This window comes from Pseudooceanicola nitratireducens, from assembly GCF_900109195.1.
GTDB lineage: Bacteria > Pseudomonadota > Alphaproteobacteria > Rhodobacterales > Rhodobacteraceae > Pseudooceanicola > Pseudooceanicola nitratireducens.
Genome location: NZ_FNZG01000001.1, coordinates 480,343 through 497,699, shown reverse-complemented (window position 1 = coordinate 497,699; position 17,357 = coordinate 480,343). Strand labels below are relative to the sequence as shown.

The 17,357-nt window shown below is 65.9% G+C and carries 14 protein-coding genes; 8 read left to right on the top strand and 6 right to left on the bottom strand.

Translation table 11 applies throughout. The features are described from left to right. Positions 1-25 precede the first annotated feature (25 nt). Both BMX99_RS02350 and BMX99_RS02345 read left to right on the top strand, forming a co-directional pair. Positions 26-871: a tetratricopeptide repeat protein gene (locus tag BMX99_RS02350; RefSeq protein ID WP_093446711.1), complete on the top strand. Its 846-nt coding sequence runs from the start codon at positions 26-28 to the stop codon at positions 869-871. 4 nt (positions 872-875) lie between these two features. Then, positions 876-1,367, top strand: a complete 492-nt coding sequence (locus BMX99_RS02345) for a prepilin peptidase (protein ID WP_093446708.1) — start codon at positions 876-878, stop codon at positions 1,365-1,367. Between the two features lie 6 nt (positions 1,368-1,373). On the opposite strand, the gene BMX99_RS02340 is transcribed toward BMX99_RS02345, so the two are convergent. Then, positions 1,374-2,852: a hypothetical protein gene (locus BMX99_RS02340; protein ID WP_093490899.1), complete on the bottom strand. Its 1,479-nt coding sequence runs from the start codon at positions 2,850-2,852 to the stop codon at positions 1,374-1,376. Between the two features lie 210 nt (positions 2,853-3,062). On the opposite strand from BMX99_RS02340, the gene BMX99_RS02335 reads away from it, so the two are divergent. Further along, on the top strand, positions 3,063-4,376 hold the full coding sequence (locus BMX99_RS02335) for an ATPase (protein WP_093446702.1): 1,314 nt from the start codon (positions 3,063-3,065) through the stop codon (positions 4,374-4,376). A 72-nt stretch (positions 4,377-4,448) separates the two neighbouring features. Here BMX99_RS02335 and BMX99_RS02330 read toward each other — a convergent pair whose 3' ends face one another. Further along, on the bottom strand, positions 4,449-6,029 hold the full coding sequence (locus BMX99_RS02330; RefSeq protein ID WP_093446699.1) for an MDR family MFS transporter: 1,581 nt from the start codon (positions 6,027-6,029) through the stop codon (positions 4,449-4,451). Between the two features lie 192 nt (positions 6,030-6,221). Between BMX99_RS02330 and BMX99_RS02325 the strand changes: the two genes are divergently transcribed. The 4 genes from BMX99_RS02325 (at position 6,222) to BMX99_RS02310 (ending at position 11,318) form a co-directional block, all read left to right on the top strand. After that, positions 6,222-6,806, top strand: coding sequence for a MarR family winged helix-turn-helix transcriptional regulator (locus tag BMX99_RS02325; protein ID WP_093446696.1), 585 nt, complete (start codon positions 6,222-6,224; stop codon positions 6,804-6,806). 189 nt (positions 6,807-6,995) lie between these two features. Next, the gene (locus tag BMX99_RS02320) at positions 6,996-9,464 is read left to right on the top strand and encodes a ligase-associated DNA damage response DEXH box helicase (RefSeq protein ID WP_093448395.1); all 2,469 of its coding nucleotides are present in this window, start codon (positions 6,996-6,998) and stop codon (positions 9,462-9,464) included. A 609-nt stretch (positions 9,465-10,073) separates the two neighbouring features. Next, complete coding sequence (locus BMX99_RS02315) at positions 10,074-10,751, top strand: metallophosphoesterase (protein WP_409371763.1); 678 nt, start codon at positions 10,074-10,076, stop codon at positions 10,749-10,751. A 156-nt stretch (positions 10,752-10,907) separates the two neighbouring features. Beyond that, a complete protein-coding gene (locus tag BMX99_RS02310) occupies positions 10,908-11,318 on the top strand; it encodes a PaaI family thioesterase (RefSeq protein WP_093446691.1) in 411 nt (136 codons plus the stop codon). A 464-nt stretch (positions 11,319-11,782) separates the two neighbouring features. Here BMX99_RS02310 and folD read toward each other — a convergent pair whose 3' ends face one another. The 4 genes from folD to BMX99_RS02290 form a co-directional block, all read right to left on the bottom strand. Beyond that, complete coding sequence (folD, locus tag BMX99_RS02305; protein WP_093446688.1) at positions 11,783-12,685, bottom strand: bifunctional methylenetetrahydrofolate dehydrogenase/methenyltetrahydrofolate cyclohydrolase FolD; 903 nt, start codon at positions 12,683-12,685, stop codon at positions 11,783-11,785. A 145-nt stretch (positions 12,686-12,830) separates the two neighbouring features. Then, positions 12,831-14,507: a formate--tetrahydrofolate ligase gene (locus tag BMX99_RS02300; RefSeq protein WP_093446685.1), complete on the bottom strand. Its 1,677-nt coding sequence runs from the start codon at positions 14,505-14,507 to the stop codon at positions 12,831-12,833. A 625-nt stretch (positions 14,508-15,132) separates the two neighbouring features. Continuing rightward, the gene (locus BMX99_RS02295; RefSeq protein ID WP_093446682.1) at positions 15,133-15,732 is read right to left on the bottom strand and encodes an MOSC domain-containing protein; all 600 of its coding nucleotides are present in this window, start codon (positions 15,730-15,732) and stop codon (positions 15,133-15,135) included. A 31-nt stretch (positions 15,733-15,763) separates the two neighbouring features. Beyond that, entirely contained in the window at positions 15,764-16,549 is a 786-nt protein-coding gene (locus BMX99_RS02290; RefSeq protein ID WP_093446679.1) for a methyltransferase, read from the bottom strand. 122 nt (positions 16,550-16,671) lie between these two features. Here BMX99_RS02290 and BMX99_RS02285 point away from each other — a divergent pair, with 122 nt between their 5' ends. After that, positions 16,672-17,268 carry a histidine phosphatase family protein gene (locus BMX99_RS02285; RefSeq protein ID WP_093446676.1) on the top strand — a complete coding sequence of 199 codons (597 nt, stop codon included), beginning with the start codon at positions 16,672-16,674 and terminating at the stop codon, positions 17,266-17,268. The last annotated feature ends 89 nt before the right edge of the window (positions 17,269-17,357 follow it).

Below are 17,357 nucleotides of genomic sequence, written 5' to 3'. Positions count from 1 at the left end.
CGACGGCAGTAAAGGACGCAGGCACATGCGCCACTCTGGATTTCTGATCTCCTGTCTGGCGGGGGCGCTGGCCCTGTCCGCCTGTACCGGATCCAAGAACACCGAAGTCAATCGCGCTTTCCGCGATGTGAACGTGGTGGACGAAAGCAATCTCAACGACATCATGCTCACCGTCGGTGACCCGAACGAGGCCGTGCTGTATTTCCAGCGCACGCTCGAGGATAATCCCGACCGGATCGACGTGATGCGCGGCCTGGCGCAAAGCCTGGTCAAGGCCAAGCGCCCGACCGAGGCGGTGACCGCCTGGACCCGCGTGTCCAAGCACCCCGATGCCACCGATGAAGACCGCGTTGATCTGGCCGATGCGCTGATCCGCGACAGCCAGTGGGAAAAGGCCGATGCAACGCTGGACAGCGTGCCGCCGACCCACGAGACCTACAAACGTTACCGGCTTGAGGCGATGATCGCCGACAGCAACAAGGAATGGCAGAAGTCCGACAGCTTCTATGAAACCGCCGTGGGTCTGACGACCCGCCCCGGCGGCGTGCTGAACAACTGGGGTTATTCCAAGCTGACGCGCGGCGATTTCGCCGAGGCCGAAAAGCTGTTTTCCCAGGCGATCCAGCAGGATCCCGACCTGTTCACCGCCAAGAACAACCTGGTTCTCGCGCGGGGGGCACAGCGCAACTACACGCTGCCGGTGATCCCGATGCAACAGACCGAACGGGCGCAGCTTTTGCACACGCTTGGTCTGAGCGCGGTGAAACAGGGCGACGTGCAGACCGGCAAGACGCTGCTGCGCGAGGCGATCGACACCCATCCGCAGCATTTCGAAGACGCTGTGCGTTCGCTCCGCGCTCTCGAAAGCTGATGTGATGCTGGGGCTTGCGCCGGATGCGGCGCGGGTGTTCCTGCCCTTTGTCGCCCTGATCGGGCTTTACGTCTCCTGGACGGATCTGCGCGGCATGCGCATTCCGAACGCCAGCGTTCTGCTGCTGGCCGGGGTCTTTGTCGTGCTGGGGCCCTTTGTCCTGCCTCTCGACATCTACGGGCCGCGGCTGTTGCACCTGGTGGCGATCCTGGTGCTGGGCTTTGCCCTGTCGGTCATGGGCGTCATGGGGGCGGGCGATGCCAAGTTCCTGGCGGCCGCCGCGCCCTTCGTGGCGCTGGCCGATCTGCGGCTGATGTTCATGCTGCTGGCGGCCACGATGCTGGCGGCTTTCGTGACGCACCGGGTGATCAAACGCACGCCGCTGCGCCGGCTGGCCCCGGATTGGGAAAGCTGGCGGCGGGACAAGGATTTCCCCATGGGCACGGCGCTGTCGACCGCGTTGACGCTTTACGTCGCGCTGGCGGCGTTTTCCTGAAAACCCTTACCGCTCAATACGATATAGCGTGAAGCCCTCGGCCTGACCGGCCGGAGCCAAGCGCAGATCTTGGGCCTCGATCAGGGACAGGAAGTGCCGCCGCGCAGAAGGATCTGCGGGGCAGTCCGGCACCATCAGATGGGTGGCATCCGCAAGGCCCGGCAGGCCGTCATAGTACCACGGGGCCGCCCCCCGCAGCGGGCGTAGACCTTCGAACATCCAATGCGGTGATAGCAGATCGGCCACCAGCGGCTGACGATCCAGAGCCGGATCCAGACGCATCAGCGCCGCCCCGTCGCGTTCCAGCACGGCAATCAGCCCACCGGTCAGGGTGCAATCGGGCAGGCTCTGGCCCTGAAAGACCGTCGGTTCGCCTTGACCCGAGGGGATCAGGGCACGGCTGATCCAGGCCCCCTGCCCCCGCGCCGTGGCCATGCGCAGATCCCCGTGGTCGGGCAGCATCGGGCGGGTCAGGTCCTGCGGCAGGATGGCGTGGCGCAGAGGGCTGGTCAGGATGTTGACCCCGACCGGCAGGATCATGACCCCCGCCGCCAGCGTCGCAGCCAGGGTGACCTTCCGCGCCAGCGGATCCGCCACCCGCCCCGACAGCGACCAAAGCACCAAAGCCACCGCAACCAGCCACAGCGGATCGTTGCCGTAGTTCTGCCAGCTGATGAAGACGAAGGCCGGGTAGAAGACCACCAGTGCCAGCGCCGCCTGCCGCAGCCCCGCCCGGCGCAGCGCCCACCATGCCGCCAGCATCAGTGCCGTCAGCGGCAGCCCCGAGGGCGAGAAGACCAGCGCCCGCCAACCGGCCGAGGGCATCGCCCGATGCGAAGACCTGGTGACCGCCAGCAGGTCATCTGCATAGGCCCGCCAATAGGCCAGCCCCTCGAACAGGGTGACCACCAGAAGCACGAAAAGCGCGGTTGCAAGGGCGGCCCAAAGCGCTCGACTGCGGCGCGCGTGCAACAGTGCCAGAAGGATGGGCAGGGCCAGCGCCAGGGCATAGGTCACCTTGACCATGGCCATGGCCGCCATCAGCCCCCCGATCAATGCGCCGTCGCGGGTGGCGTACCTGTCGCCATCTGGCGTCACAAAGGTCATCACCACCACCAGCGTGGCCGCCGCCCAGCACCAGCGATTGTAGTGCATAGACAGCGACAAAAGCGGCTGATCCCCCCCGGAAACAAGGCCAAAGCCAAGCCCCGCAACAGCGATCAAAAGCCCCCAGGACTGCCCCAAGGTCAACCGACTGGCACCCACCCAGGCGGAAATCGCCAAAAGTGCAAGCGCGACAAAGACTTGCCCCCAGATCATGGCAGATCCCAGCCCCAGACCGGCCTGAAACAGCAGAGCCATGGGCTGCACCGCCCAACCGCCGATCGGCGTCATGAAATCGCGATGCGGGACCTGCCCGTCTGCCATGCGCAGAACCATGTCCGACAGATGGATCATGTCGGCCTCGTGCGCGGTCAGGATCAAGCCTCCGGCCATTAGGAAACAAGAGGTATACAGCGCGGCCAGGGCCCCGGCGGCCAATAGAATTGAACGTATTTGACGCGACATGGGCGAGATCCGGTTACGAATTCCTAAACGGTATAAATGGAAAAAGATTGTTGCACAGGAATTTCGTAGCCCGGTGATTCGAAACACGCTATGATTGTTTGCGAAGAAGAAAATGAGTAGAAGCTCATGAATATGCAGGTTTCATCAGCGGTGGTCGCGCCCCCGCCTCCTCGAACATTGGAAGAGCTTGATCTTCCGATGGTGATGATGCGTGACATCCTGATCAAGACGATGTTCCGCAAAAGTGTCGACAAGATCTCTCGGATCTCGGACGCTGTCCGCCTTCCCCCCAATGTCACTCAGGAACTGGTCGACCTTGCGCGCGAACAGATGCTGCTTGAGGCGACGGGGACGATGAAGGCCACGGCCGATCGCGAGATGGGCTATCAGCTGACCGACAACGGCAAGGCGCGGGCGCTGGATGCGCTGGCCCAGTCCGAATATTTCGGCGCGATGCCGGTGCCACTGCATGTCTACCAGCAGCAGATCAAGCGCCAGTCTATCCGCGACATCAACATCACCCGGGATCAGCTGACCAGCTCCATGGGGCACCTGGTGCTGCCGGACGACCTGATTTCGAACCTCGGGCCCGCCGTCAGCTCGGGCCGGTCGATCCTGATGTACGGCCCGCCGGGGAACGGCAAATCCTCGATCTCGAACGGGATCCGCGATGCGCTTGGCGACAAGATCTATGTGCCGCGCGCGGTGGAATATTCCGGCCAGGTGATCACGGTCTATGACCCGATCGTGCATACGGCGGTCGAGGAACAGGTGGACGACCCCACGGCGCTGCGCCGGTCCGGCAACCGGTTCGACAGCCGCTATATCCGCTGCGAACGGCCCACGGTGATCACTGGGGGCGAGCTGTCGCTGTCGATGCTGGATCTGAACTTCAACGCCGTGGCCCGGACCTATCAGGCACCGCTGCAGATGAAGGCCACCGGCGGCGTCTTCATTGTCGACGACCTTGGCCGCCAGGCCGAGCCTCCGCAGGCGCTGATCAACCGCTGGATCGTGCCGCTGGAAGAGGGCAAGGACATCCTGTCGCTGCAATCAGGCGAAAAGTTCGAGGTGCCCTTCGACACGCTGGTGATCTTTTCGACCAACTTTCACCCGAACGAGATCTTCGACCAGGCCGCGCTGCGCCGGATCTTCTTCAAGATCAAGATCGACGGGCCGAGCCAGGAAAACTTCCTGAAGATCTTTGCCCTGGTGGCGCGGAAGCGGAAGATGCCGCTGGACGAAGGCGCGCTGGTGCATCTGCTGAAGAAGAAATACCCCGAGATCAACAACACATTTGCGAACTATCAGCCGGTGTTCCTGATCGATCAGATGATCTCGATCTGCGAGTTCGAGGGGATCCCCTACCAGATGACGCCCGAGCTGATCGACCGCGCCTGGGGCAACATGTTCGTCAAGCACGAAGAGATCACGAAGTAACGCTTCGGCTTTTGCGGCGGATCGGGGCGCGCGGTTGTCGCGCCCTGACGTGCGCGCCGCCCGCGTGCCGCCCTATTCCGCCGGGGTTTCCTGGCCCCGACGCGGGGACGAGGCCGAGGGCCCCAAGGGCATCTCGATCAGCCGGGTCGAGGCCAGGCAGGCCACCGCCGCAACCGCCGCCCCCACCATGAAGATCGGCGACAGCGCATCCGAGAAGCCCTGTAGCACTGCCGCCTGGGTCGCGGGATCCAGCTGATCCACCATCGACGACGTCAGTTCCCGCACCTCGCGCACGCGCGGCATCAACGGCTGCACATGGGTGCCAAGACCCATGGTGAAGATCGCCCCGAAGACCGAGGTGCCGATCGACCCGCCGATCAGGCGGAACATGTTGGCGCTGGCCGTGCCGACGCCCAGGTGCTGGCGCGGGATCGAGGCCTGGATCGACACGATGCCCACGCTCATCGTCGGGCCAATGCCGATGCCGACCAGGAAAAGGTACAGCGTGATCAGGGGCATCGGCGTGTCCGGTCCAATCGTCGTCATCAGCAGCATGCCCAGGGTCAGGATCGCCGTCGACAGCGTCGGAAGGATCTTGTAGCGCCCCGTCGCCGAGATGAAGCGCCCGGCCACGAAGGACGTGCCGATCAGCCCGGTCATCATTGCGACAAGGTAAAGACCGCTGCGCACCGGGTCGACGTGTTTCACGATCTGCAGGAACATCGGCATGAAGGCGATGGTGCCGAACATCGCCATGCCGACCAGGAAGTTGACCGAATTGGCCGCCTGGAAGTTGCGGATGCGGAACAGGTCCAGCGGCATCACCGGCTCGGCCGCGCGGCGCTCGGCCGAGATGAAGCCGACCAGCGCCATCGGTGCCAGCACCAGCAGGAACAGCACCGGAAGCGAAGACCAGGCATAGACCGTACCCGCGAGGTTGGCGATCAGCACGCAGGTCGACAGCAGGATCAGCAGCAGCGCGGATCCGACGAAGTCCATCTTGTGCGGCACCCGGTCCGCCTGTGGCTTCAGCGTGCGGCTGAGGATCACGAAGGCCGCGATGCCGACGGGGAAGTTCACGAAGAAGATCCAGTGCCAGCTGACCGCCTGCACCAGCGCGCCACCGATCAGCGGGCCGACCACGGTGGAAAAGCCGAAGACGCTGGACAGGGTGCCCTGCGCCCGGCCCCGTTCACGCGGCGGCAGCACATCCGCCACGACCGCCATGGACACGACGATCAAGGCGCCGCCCCCCAGCCCCTGGACAAAGCGCCCGGCGATCAGCGTCTCGAGCGTCGGGGCGATGCCGCACAGCAACCCGCCAAAGAGGAAGACACCGATGGCGGATTGCAGCACGATCTTGCGGCCGTACATGTCGCCCAGCTTGCCCGCGATCGGCGCCCCCACGGTCGAGGCCAGAAGATAGGCCGTCACCACCCAGGAGATATGCGCAAGCCCGCCCAGGTCCGACACGATCTTGGGCAAGGCCGTGGTGACGATGGTGTTCCCGGTCGAAGCCAGGAACAGCGTCGTGGCCACGGTGATCAGGATCAGCCGCAGGGTGGCGGGATCCGGGCTGGGCATGTCCGTCAGCGGAAGCCCCGAATGCGCCTCGGAGGCTTTGGGATTTGTCGAAATTTCGTGCTCTTGCATAGGAACGGGGTGCCTGCGATTGCGCCGCGGCCCCCGATGCGCGCCTGGGTCCTGCATAGACCTTGCGATCCGGGGGGCGGAAAAATATCTGTCGTGCGGTATGCGCTTGCACCCATATATGTGACGATGTCATATACATGTCAATAGCACGTAAATTCCGGAGGAACGGCCATAGCTTCGCGTGATGACACAATGAAAGACGTCCTAGAGGGCTTTGGCCTGAACCGGGACACGATGGATCACGCGCTGGAACTGGACGCGATCCTGCAGGCCTGGCGTCGTCGCGTGCAGAAACGCGAGCTCGGGCAGATGGCCCTGCGCGAATTGGGCGTGCCGGTGGACCTGCCCAAGCTGGACGTGATGATCGCGATCTGGGCCCCCTCGAACGAATTCAGCGAAGACCGCGAGGGCGAGACGATGGTGGCGACCATTGCCGCGCGTCTCGGGATCGACCCGTCGCGGGCCTCGCGCCTGGTGACCGAGCTGATCGCCGAGGGCTACGCCGAACGCGCCGTCAGCCAGCAGGACGCCCGTCGGACCATCGTGACGCTGACCGGCAAGGGACGCGCCGTGGTGACGGCGGTGCGCACGATCAAGTTCCTGATCCTGGGCTCCTTCCTCTCAGACTGGAGCGAGGAGGAGCTGGCCACGCTCACCCCCCTGCTGCACCGGCTGTCGCATTGGCAGGACGAGATCGGCAGCCACGCCTCGGACCGCTATGCGCGCGAAGTCGCAACCCTGCGCGAGGAACTGGCGCGGCAACTGGCCGAGGGTTGAGGTTGCCAGTTAAGGCCGGGGGGACCGCCGCCCCGGCCCCGCAAAACCTGCCTCTCGCCCTTTCCACCATATACCTGGACGCCTGGCGACCCAAAGGGACGGCGGGCGGGGCGTCGTGACCGGAACGGGCACGCGCGTCGCCTGCTGCTCCCCCCTTGGCCTTTGGCGCGCCGCCTCTATATTCACGGTATGTTCGCCCCCGAAACCCCTCCTGACACCGCGACTGATCCGCGCGACGATGCCGCCAGCCCCCTGCCCCGGCGCTTCCACGACTGGTTCGCCACGCGCGGCTGGCAGGTACACCCTCATCAGGAACAGATGCTGGCCCGCGCGGGCGATCCCTCGCTTCTGCTGATTGCCCCCACGGGCGGCGGCAAGACCCTGGCCGGCTTCCTGCCCACCCTGGTCGAGCTGGCGGAGGGAGACCACGAAGGGCTGCACACGCTCTATGTCTCGCCGCTCAAGGCGCTGGCCTCGGACATCCGCCGCAACCTCTCGACCCCGATCGAAGAGATGGGCCTGCCCATCCGGGTCGAGGATCGCACCGGCGACACGCCCGCCTCTCGTAAGAAACGCCAGCGCGCGGACCCGCCGCATATCCTGCTGACCACGCCGGAAAGCCTGGCGCTGATGTGTTCCTACGAGGATGCGGCGCGGACCTTCAAAGGCCTGAAACGCATCATTGTCGATGAAATCCACGCCCTCGCCGACAGCAAGCGCGGCGATCAGCTGTGGCTGTCGATGGCACGTCTGCAACGGCTCTGCCCGGATCTGCGCCGCGTCGGCCTGTCGGCCACGGTCGAGGATCCCCAGGCCATCGCCCGGCTGCTGGCCCGCCATCCCGATCCCTGTCCGATCCTGCAGGCCGATCCCGGCCCCGCCCCCGACATCCGCATGCTGGAAACCGAAGACACCCCGCCCTGGTCCGGCGGCGGCGGGGCCTATGCCATCCCCGCGATCCTCGACCAGGTGCGCCAACACAAGACCACGCTGATCTTTCACAACACCCGCGCCCAGGCCGAGATCTTCTTTCACAACCTCTGGCTTGCCAACGAAGACAGCCTGCCGATCGGCATCCACCACGGATCGCTGGACCGCGAACAGCGCGAAAGAGTCGAAAAGGCCATGGTGCAGGGGCGGCTGCGGGCGGTGGTCTGCACCGGGTCGCTGGACCTGGGCATCGATTGGGGCGACGTGGATCTGGTGATCCAGGTTGGCGCACCGAAGAACGTCAAGCGGCTGGTGCAGCGGATCGGGCGGGCGAACCACCGCTACAACGCGCCGTCCAAGGCGCTGCTAGTGCCCGCCAACCGGTTCGAGGTGGTGGAATGCCTGGCCGCGCTGGAAGCCGTGCGCGCCCACGACCTTGATGGCGATCCGCGTGGCCCCGGCCCGCGCGACGTGCTGTGCCAGCATATCCTGGCCACCGCCTGTGCCGGCCCCTTCGACGACCGCGCCCTGTTCACCGAGGTCAAGACCGCCGGGGCCTATGCGGGTCTGTCCCGCGCGCAGTTCGATCAATGTCTGGAGTATTGCGCGACAGGCGGCTACGCGCTGCGCGCCTATGACCGCTGGCAAAGGCTGATGCAGGATACCGACGGGCGCTGGCATCTGCGCGATCCCCGCGCCGCCGCGCTGATCCGCATGAACCTGGGCACCATCGTCGACACCGACAAGGTCAAGGTGCGGATGCGCTTTGGCGGCGGCCGCCCCTTAGGCGAGATCGAGGAAAGCTTTGCCGCCCAGCTGGTGCGTGGCGACACCTTCCTGATCGGCGGGCGGATCGTGCGTTATGAAAGCCTGAAGGAAACCGCGATCGAGGTCACCCGCGCCAGCGTCAAGAAACCCAAGATCGCAACCTTCGCGGGCACCAAGTTCGCCACTTCAACCCAGCTGTCGCAGCGCATCCTGGCGATGTTCCAGCAGGACAGCTGGCCCGAGCTTCCGCGCCACACCGCCGAATGGCTGGCCCTTCAGCGAGAGATCTCGGCCCTGCCCCGCCCCGGCCATCTGCTGGTGGAAAGCTTCCCCTTTGACGGGCGCGAACAGCTGTGTGTCTACGGCTTTGCCGGGCGCAATGCGATGCAGACGCTCGGGCTGATCCTGACCAAGCGGATGGAGGAGATGGGTCTGGATCCGCTTGGCTTCGTCACCTCGGATTACGCGGTGCTGATCTGGGGGCTCGAGGCCGTGCTGGACCCGGTGCCCCTGTTGCGGTCGGACGCGATCCATGCCGGGCTGGACCGCTGGCTGGCGGACAACGCGGTGATGAAACGCACCTTCCGCAATGCCGCCCATATCGCCCAGCTGATCCAGCGCAACGCCCCCGCCAAGCGCAAGACCGGGCGGCAGGCGACGTTTTCGTCGGACATCCTCTATGACACGCTGATGAAATACGACCCCGAGCATCTGTTGATGGACATCACCCGCGAAGAGGCCATGCGCGGGCTGGTCGATTTCGGCCGCATCGAAGAGATGCTGGCGCGGGTCGAAGGCCGCATCGACGTGATGCGCCTGGACCGGGTGACGCCGCTCTCGGCCCCGCTGTTCCTGGAGGTCGGCAAGGTGCCGGTGGATGGCATGGGTCGCGAAAGGCTGGTCGCGGAAGAGGCCGAGCGCATGATGGCCGAGGCCGGGTTGTCAGGGATTGATCCCTAGCGCGGCCTGTCCGGTCCCGGGGGGGGCGCGGTTCGCTGTCCCGCCCTAGGTCGAATGCAGTGTTGGGGGCCACTGATTGGTCGATGGCGAACAGCACCGCCGCCCTGTGTCTTTGCCGAGCGCACCGGGCCAGCCCATGACCGGCCATTTTCGTACCGACCTACTCCGCCATGACCCGGGCATTTGCCTGCACGACGCGGATGGCCCGATCCGATAGCCTAAACGGGCTGCGCGTCCGCCCGCCGCAATAGGCCCGCGCCAACCCGCCAGACGCAATCGGCCCGTTTCATTTGGCCCACGTCATCCGACCAGGCACAATCGGACAGTCCGAACCAACCCGGCGATACTGATGTGTCCCTGAATGCCCCAAGTGTCTGCGCTCCTGTCTGCCCGCCTGTCTGCCCCAATCTGGACAGACCGCTATCTGGACACCCCCCACGGCTCCTGCCAAAACCGATCAGAACGACCACCCCCGCCCCGCCACCGCACAGGACGCATGATCCGCCCGTGACCCAAGACACGTCCCGATGCCAGCCCCGGGGAACACCCCAGACCGGGCTTCCGTTCGAGCTTCAGGGCGCGTCGCTCATCGCCCTGCCCTCGGGGGCGCTGCACTGGCCGGGGCAGTCGCTGCTGGTGGTTTCGGACCTGCACCTGGGCAAATCCGAACGGATCGCGCGGCTGGGCGGGGCCAGCCTGCCCCCGTACGAGGCCCTGGACACGCTCGAAAGGCTCGAGGCCGACCTGCAGGCAACAGCCGCGCAGCACGTCCTGTGCCTGGGCGACAGTTTCGATGACCGCGCCGCCGCCGAGGGCCTGGGAGATCAGGTTATGGACTGGCTGATGCGGTTGCAGGCCGGGCGCGACTGGACCTGGATCGAAGGGAACCACGACCCTGGCCCCCTTGCCCTGGGCGGCACCCATCTGGCCGAGCTGGTGCTTGGCCCGCTGCTGTTCCGCCATATCGCCACGCCGGATTTCAGCCGGTCTGAACCGGCCTTTCGGCACCCGCCGGAGAGCAAAAGCGCAAAGGCCAGCAGCGCGGCCGGGACTGGGGCAGACGCGCGGGCAGAGGTCTCGGGCCATTACCACCCCAAGGCGCGGGTTGCCGGCCGGGCGCATCGCTGCTTTCTGGTGGACCGGGCCCGCCTGATCCTGCCCGCCTACGGCACCTATACCGGGGGCCTGTGGTGCCATGATCCGGCGCTTTCCGGGTTGATGGCCCCGCAGGCTCTGGCCATTCTGACCGGACGGGTGGCGCGGGCCGTGCCGATGCCCCGGCGGTAGACGGCGCGAAAGGACGGGCTGCGGGACGGGCCATCGGAGCAAGACGCCGTGGGACAAGCAGCCCGGACCAAGCGGCCGCCGCCATGGCCCTGAATAAGCGCCACGAACAGGCACCCGCAAGACGGGGAACAAGACGGGGAAGAGGAACAGACCCAGATGGATCCGATCGAAAAACGCGTGCGCGACGCCTTTGCGCAACAGCCGATGATGCAGACCCTCGGGGCCGAGGTCTTTTCCGCCAAACCCGGTGAGGTCGTGCTGCGCGCCCCGATCCTGGATCTAGCGCGGCAGCACACCGGCCATGGCCACGCCGCGCTGAGCTTTGCCCTGGGCGACACGGCGGCGGGCTTTGCCGCGATGTCGATGATGCCCGAAGGCGATCAGGTCGTGACCGCCGAGATCAAGATCAACCTGTTGGCCCCGGCGGACGGAGACTACCTTGAAGCGCGCGGCCACGTGATCAAACCGGGCCGCCGGTTGTTCGTGGTCGGGGCCACGGTGACGGCGGTGAAGGACGGCACGGCACGGGACGTGGCGGTGCTTCAGGGGTCTATGATGGCGCTTTGACGGGGGTGCCTGACCGCGTGGTTGGCGGGTTTGCGTGCTTTTCCCGTGCTGAGCCTTTTGCTCAGGCCCCCGCCGCTTCGCGGCTTGGCTTCCGACACGGGCGCGGGTCACGTTTCCCAATCCGCCCTCTGTTTCAGCACGACCCACGCTCATCCCGGACGTGTCGCCAGCAAAGATGACGGGTGACGGGTGACGAACCCTTGTGGCCATGGTCCGGCCAAGACTAGGTCGACCTGAACTGGTGCGGGCCGACCTAACAAGCACCTGAGGTTTGCGTCACCAAACCCCGGACAACGCGCGGGAAGATTGGACATGTATCGCGGAGACGCAGCCAGACTGCAGGCCCGGCCGACGCTTCACAGGCCCTTCCTGCGAAGCAGGCATCCTCACAAGGCTCACCCCGGCTAGAGGTTAGCCAAATAAGGGCAGGCCGGATACCTCCGCCCTGCCCCGCTATACAAAGATCAGGCCGTCAGGCCCTCGGGCTCATCCAGCCCGTTGATCCGGCAGGCGGCCGTGACCGTGTTGGCCAGCAGGCAGGCGATGGTCAGTGGGCCGACGCCGCCGGGCACGGGGGTGATATGGCCCGCGACCTCTTTGGCGCTGTCGAAATCCACGTCGCCCACAAGTCGCGTCTTGCCTTCGCCCTTCTCGGGGGCGGGAATGCGGTTGATGCCCACGTCGATCACCGTGGCACCGGGCTTGATCCAATCGCCTGGCACCATCTGCGGACGGCCCACGGCCGCCACCACGATATCCGCGCGGCGCACCGTCTCGGCCAGGTCTTTGGTGCGGGAATGGGCGATGGTCACGGTGCAGCTGTCGCGCAGCAGAAGCTGGGCCATCGGCTTGCCGACCAGGTTCGACCGGCCGATGATCACCGCGTCCTTGCCCGACAGATCCCCAAGCGTATCGCGCAGCAGCATCAGGCAGCCAAGCGGCGTGCAGGAGGCCATGGCCTGCTGACCGCTGGCCAGAAGGCCCGCGTTCACCACCGACAGGCCATCGACGTCCTTGGCCGGGTCGATGCGGGCGACGATGTCCCGTTCGGACAGGTGGTCGGGCACGGGGAACTGCACCAGGATGCCGTGGATCGAGGGATCGGCGTTCAAGCTGTCGATCAGCGCGTAAAGATCCTCGGCCGAGGTCTCGGCGGGCAGCTTGTGCTCGACCGATTTCATGCCGCATTCCCGGGTCGCGATGCCCTTGTTGCGGACATAGACCTCGGATGCGGGGTCCTCCCCGACCAGCACGACGGCCAGGCCGGGCTGGATGTCGTGATCGGCCATCAGGCGCGACACGTGGTCGGCGACCTTGGCACGGATGGTGGCGGCAAAGGCCTTGCCGTCGAGGATCTGGGCGCTCATTCAGACACTCCTTCAAGGGTGCGGGTTCGGGGCCATCCTTGGGGTCCTTGCGGACCCGCGGGACGGCGGGTGGGGCGTCGTGGCCGGACCGGACGGGCCGGACACGCGCGTCACGCGGCCGTCATGGCCGGTGTCGGATGGATTGTCAGAACAGGCCCGTGACCGCGCCCGCGTCGTTTAGCATGATCTTTTCGGCGGACGGAACCCGTGGCAGGCCCGGCATCGTCATGATGTCCCCGCAGATCGCCACGACGAAGCCCGCCCCGGCGGACAGGCGGACCTCGCGCACCGGCAGGGAATGCCCGGTCGGGGCCCCGCGCAGGTTCGGATCGGTCGAAAAGGAATATTGCGTCTTCGCCATGCAGATCGGCAGGTGGCCATAGCCGGCCTCTTCCCAGGCGCGCAGCTGGTCGCGGATCGCTGTCGGGGCCAGCACCTCGTCGGCGCGATAGATCCGCTTGGCGATGCAGTCGATCTTGTCGAACAGCGGCATCTCATCGCCGTACAAGGGCGCGAACTGCGCCTGGCCGCTGTCGGCCAGCGCCGCGACGCGGGTGGCCAGGTCGGTGATGCCGCGGGATCCCTCGGCCCAGTGGCAGCAGACCACGGCCTCGGCCCCCTGGCCCGCGACATAGGCCTGGACGGCGGCGATCTCGGCCTCGGTGTCGCCGGTGAAATGGTTGATGCCCACGACCACCGGCACGCCAAAGCTTTTGAGGTTCTCGATATGGCGGCCCAGGTTGGCGCAGCCGCTTTCCACCGCCGAAACGTTTTCCGCGCCCAGGTCGGCCTTGGCCACGCCGCCGTTCATCTTCATCGCCCGGATGGTGGCGACCAGCACGACGCAATCGGGGGACAGGCCGGCCTTGCGGCACTTGATGTTCATGAACTTCTCGGCCCCGAGGTCGGCGCCAAAGCCCGCTTCGGTCACCACGTAGTCGGCCAGCTTCAGGGCGGTGGTCGTGGCGATCACCGAATTGCAGCCATGGGCGATATTGGCAAAGGGCCCGCCGTGCACGAAGGCCGGCGTATGTTCCAACGTCTGCACCAGGTTGGGCTGCATCGCATCCTTCAGAAGCACCGTCATCGCCCCGTCGGCCTTCAGATCGCGGGCGTAGATCGGGCTGCGGTCCCGGCGGTAGGCGACGATCATGTCGCCCAGCCGGCGCTGCAGATCCTGCAGGTCGGACGCCAGGCACAGGATCGCCATGACCTCGGAGGCCACGGTGATGTCGAACCCGGTCTGGCGCGGGAAACCGTTAGCCACCCCGCCAAGCGAGGTCACAACATCGCGCAGCGCCCGGTCGTTCATGTCCAGCACCCGCCGCCAGACCACGCGGCGTTCGTCGATCTCCAGCTCGTTCCCCCAGTAGATGTGGTTGTCGATCATCGCCGACAGCAGGTTATGCGCGCTGGTGATGGCGTGGAAATCGCCGGTGAAATGCAGGTTCATGTCCTCCATCGGGATCACCTGCGCATGGCCGCCGCCCGCCGCGCCGCCCTTCATGCCGAAATTCGGCCCGAGCGAGGCCTCGCGGATACAGATCGCCGCCTTCTTGCCGATGCGTGACAGCCCGTCGCCCAGGCCCACGGTGGTGGTGGTCTTGCCCTCGCCCGCGGGGGTCGGGTTGATCGCGGTGACCAGGATCAGCTTGCCGTTCGGACGGTCGGAGAGGGACGTGATGAACCCCTGGTCAACCTTGGCCTTGTCATGGCCATAGGGCAGCAGGTGTTCGGGTGGAATGCCAAGGCTCGCCCCGATATCCTGAATGGGTTTCGCGCGCGCGGCGCGGGCGATTTCGATGTCCGTCAGATGGCTCATCCCTGCGTCTCCTCCCGTTTGGCTCCTTTGGCAGATACATCTGCCGGGGGCGGTTGGCACCCCTATTCGTTAGCCTGACTGCCGGCGTCGTTAACCGATTATTACGACCTTTGAGACGATGATTTCGCCGTAGATCCGGGCGAATCGGAAACAGTTTGATGAAACAAGTGTCGTCAAGTGCGGGAACCAACCGTGGTATACTGGCGTTATTTCATCAAGAACGGACCTGCGGGATGGGTGATCTGCCGCCCCCTCGCACCGCATAAAGGAATTGACCATGAAAGCTGCTGCAATCGTTTTTCACGCAAGTTTTGCGATTACCCTTCTGATCGCGGCCGGCATCCTGACCGCCGTCTGAGACGAAGGTTATCTAGCCATATAGATTCGGGAATTTCCCCGGTTTCCCCACGCCTTTGCGCCCTACTGCCTGTCAGGACGCTGTTCGTGGGGAATAGCACAGCGGCCGTCCTTCGGGGCGGCCGTTTGCTTTATCAGAAGTGCGGTTTCGGGGGTGGTCTGCGCCAAGGTGCCTGAGGCGGCAAATCCCTGTGGGCGGGCCGCGGTGACCCATTCGCCCCTGCCCAAGGCCCCCGGCGCAATCCGTACATCGTCGCCCCGGCAAGGGTTACCCTTTCCGGGCGGCCTCAAGCTGGGACCAGACGGGCTGATCGGGGATGGCAAGACGCAGGCTGTCGCCCAGGGACAAAACGCCTTCGCGTTCGACCCAGGCGGTGACGCCCCGCAGCCCCTTGGCCGCGGATTTGAAGCGTTTGCCCATGCCGGGCAGATGGCCTTCGATCACCTTGGCCGGAAGCTGACAGGGCCGGTTTTCCATATCCACCACAAGCGTCACGCCGTCCGGCCCCTGCAGCCGGGACAAGGGCGGCAGATGGGTGAAATCGGGCAGCCCCTTTACCACCATGGTCGCGCCCAGCCAGTCGGGGTGCAGGGCATCGACCTCCATCCGGGTGGCGATCTGGTCCAGGTCCTCCTGCGACAGGATCGAGAACTGGCGGACATTGCGGATCGGCGTATTGCGCGGGTGCAGGTGCATCACCCGCGAACAGGACGGGCGGTTGATGCCGCCGTGGAATTCGCCCTCGGGCCCGTCGAACCCGGCGCGCAGACTGTCCGAGGGCTGCGATTCCAGGGCCGCGTCACGGTCGGTCACACGCCCCAGCCAGGTGATCGTGCAGGTAAAATCGGTCAGTTTCAGCGCGGGCATGGGGCCTCCGGGATTGGTTCTGCGGGTCAGGTCAGGCGGGACGGGTCAGGGTAAAGAAAAGATGCTTCTGCGCATATAGCAGATGGGGCACCGCACCCTCGCCCCGCGGGGGATAGATGCTGCGCATCGCCTCGTCGTAATGGGCGATCAGGGTCTTCTGCTCATCCTTTGTCAGCGCGGCAAGCACCGTCCGGGCGGCGGAAAGGGTCAGGTGCCGCACCGGGTGGCCGGGGCCGTCCAGCGGCAGGCGGTGATAATACTCGGTCTCCCACAGGCCAAGGGTGCCCAGAGGCTCCAGCAGATCATACAGCGCCGCGGGGTCGGGGCTGGCGGGCATGGCATCCTTGGGCAGGCGGTCGGCGAAATGCACCGCGGCCAGGTCAAGCCACAGGCGATGCGACGGCGCATGGGACTGGTTCGCCATCTGCACCGCCAGCACGCCGCCCGGGGCCAACCGTTCGAACAGCGGGATCAGCGCGGCCGCTTCGGGGTCCAGCCAGTCGGGCCCCAACCAGCCGGGATCGTTCAGGATCAGGATGTCGGGGGCCGTCTGCGGGGTCCAGTCGCGGGGCGATTGTTCTTCCAGCGCGTCGTAAGAGCCGGTCTTCCAGGCCTCTTGCAGGGCGGCGGCCCCGGCATCGACGCCTGTGATCCGCGCCTTGGGAAAGCGCGCCCGCAGCACCGGACCCAGCAGCCCGGAGCCACAGCCAAGATCGGTGATCGCGGGCGCGCTGCGCGCCGGAAGACGCATCGTCAGATCGACGCCCGGGCGCAGCAGGACGGTCCGTGACAGGACTTCAAGGGGCTGATCTTGCATGAAACCTCACACTGGTCTGCCCAATGAATAGCGCGCGGCCCGCTACGCGCAAAGGGTCAGTTCGCCCAAGGCGCGTGGGCCCGCGTCATACCGCTGACACGGGCAGGATCTAGGGTGGTGCCATGCCGCGCATCGCCCGATACCTCACGCACCCCGAGGTGCAGATCGATTCCCTGATCGACATTCGCCACTGGTCGCTGAATGCCAAGGGGCGGGCGCGGGTTGCGGCGCTTGCGGCATCGGACGCGCTGCGGGGCACGCGGCACGTGATCAGCAGCGACGAGGTCAAGGCGACGGACACTGCCCGACCCCTGGCCCAGGCCCTGGGCGCGGACCTGTGGATCCGCCCTGCCCTGCATGAAAACGACCGCAGCGCCACCGGGTTCCTGCCACCGGATGAGTTCGAACGGACGGCGGATCGGTTCTTTGCCCGCCCCGACGACAGCGTCCGGGGCTGGGAAACCGCCCGTGCCGCCCAGGCCCGCGTGGTAGGAGAGGTGCACCGCCTGCTGGCGCAGATCCCGGCCGCGGATGATGCGGGCGATGTGCTGTTTGTCGGGCACGGCGGGGTCGGCACGCTGTTGTATTGCGCACTGGCCGGGCTGCCGATCGACCGGCGGCATGATCAGCTGGCCGGCGGAGGCTGTGTCTTTGCCTTCGATCTGCCCGACGGTCTGCCGCACGGGCCCTGGGCCCCGATGGAAAGCCTGATCGCCTGATCGCCTGATCGCCCGATTTCGGGCCAAGACGCAAAGCAAAAGGGCCAGGGGTCGCCCCCCGGCCCTTCGTTCATTCGATCTCAGGCTAT

Coding starts and splice junctions, on each gene's coding strand:
- BMX99_RS02350 (WP_093446711.1), top strand. CDS start 26: ATGCGCCACTCTGGATTTCTGATCTCCTGTCTGGCGGGGGCGCTGGCC.
- BMX99_RS02290 (WP_093446679.1), bottom strand. CDS start 16,549: ATGCAAGATCAGCCCCTTGAAGTCCTGTCACGGACCGTCCTGCTGCGC.
- BMX99_RS02320 (WP_093448395.1), top strand. CDS start 6,996: ATGTTCGCCCCCGAAACCCCTCCTGACACCGCGACTGATCCGCGCGAC.
- BMX99_RS02345 (WP_093446708.1), top strand. CDS start 876: ATGCTGGGGCTTGCGCCGGATGCGGCGCGGGTGTTCCTGCCCTTTGTC.
- BMX99_RS02330 (WP_093446699.1), bottom strand. CDS start 6,029: ATGCAAGAGCACGAAATTTCGACAAATCCCAAAGCCTCCGAGGCGCAT.
- BMX99_RS02310 (WP_093446691.1), top strand. CDS start 10,908: ATGGATCCGATCGAAAAACGCGTGCGCGACGCCTTTGCGCAACAGCCG.
- folD (WP_093446688.1), bottom strand. CDS start 12,685: ATGAGCGCCCAGATCCTCGACGGCAAGGCCTTTGCCGCCACCATCCGT.
- BMX99_RS02325 (WP_093446696.1), top strand. CDS start 6,222: ATGAAAGACGTCCTAGAGGGCTTTGGCCTGAACCGGGACACGATGGAT.
- BMX99_RS02335 (WP_093446702.1), top strand. CDS start 3,063: ATGAATATGCAGGTTTCATCAGCGGTGGTCGCGCCCCCGCCTCCTCGA.
- BMX99_RS02295 (WP_093446682.1), bottom strand. CDS start 15,732: ATGCCCGCGCTGAAACTGACCGATTTTACCTGCACGATCACCTGGCTG.
- BMX99_RS02285 (WP_093446676.1), top strand. CDS start 16,672: ATGCCGCGCATCGCCCGATACCTCACGCACCCCGAGGTGCAGATCGAT.
- BMX99_RS02300 (WP_093446685.1), bottom strand. CDS start 14,507: ATGAGCCATCTGACGGACATCGAAATCGCCCGCGCCGCGCGCGCGAAA.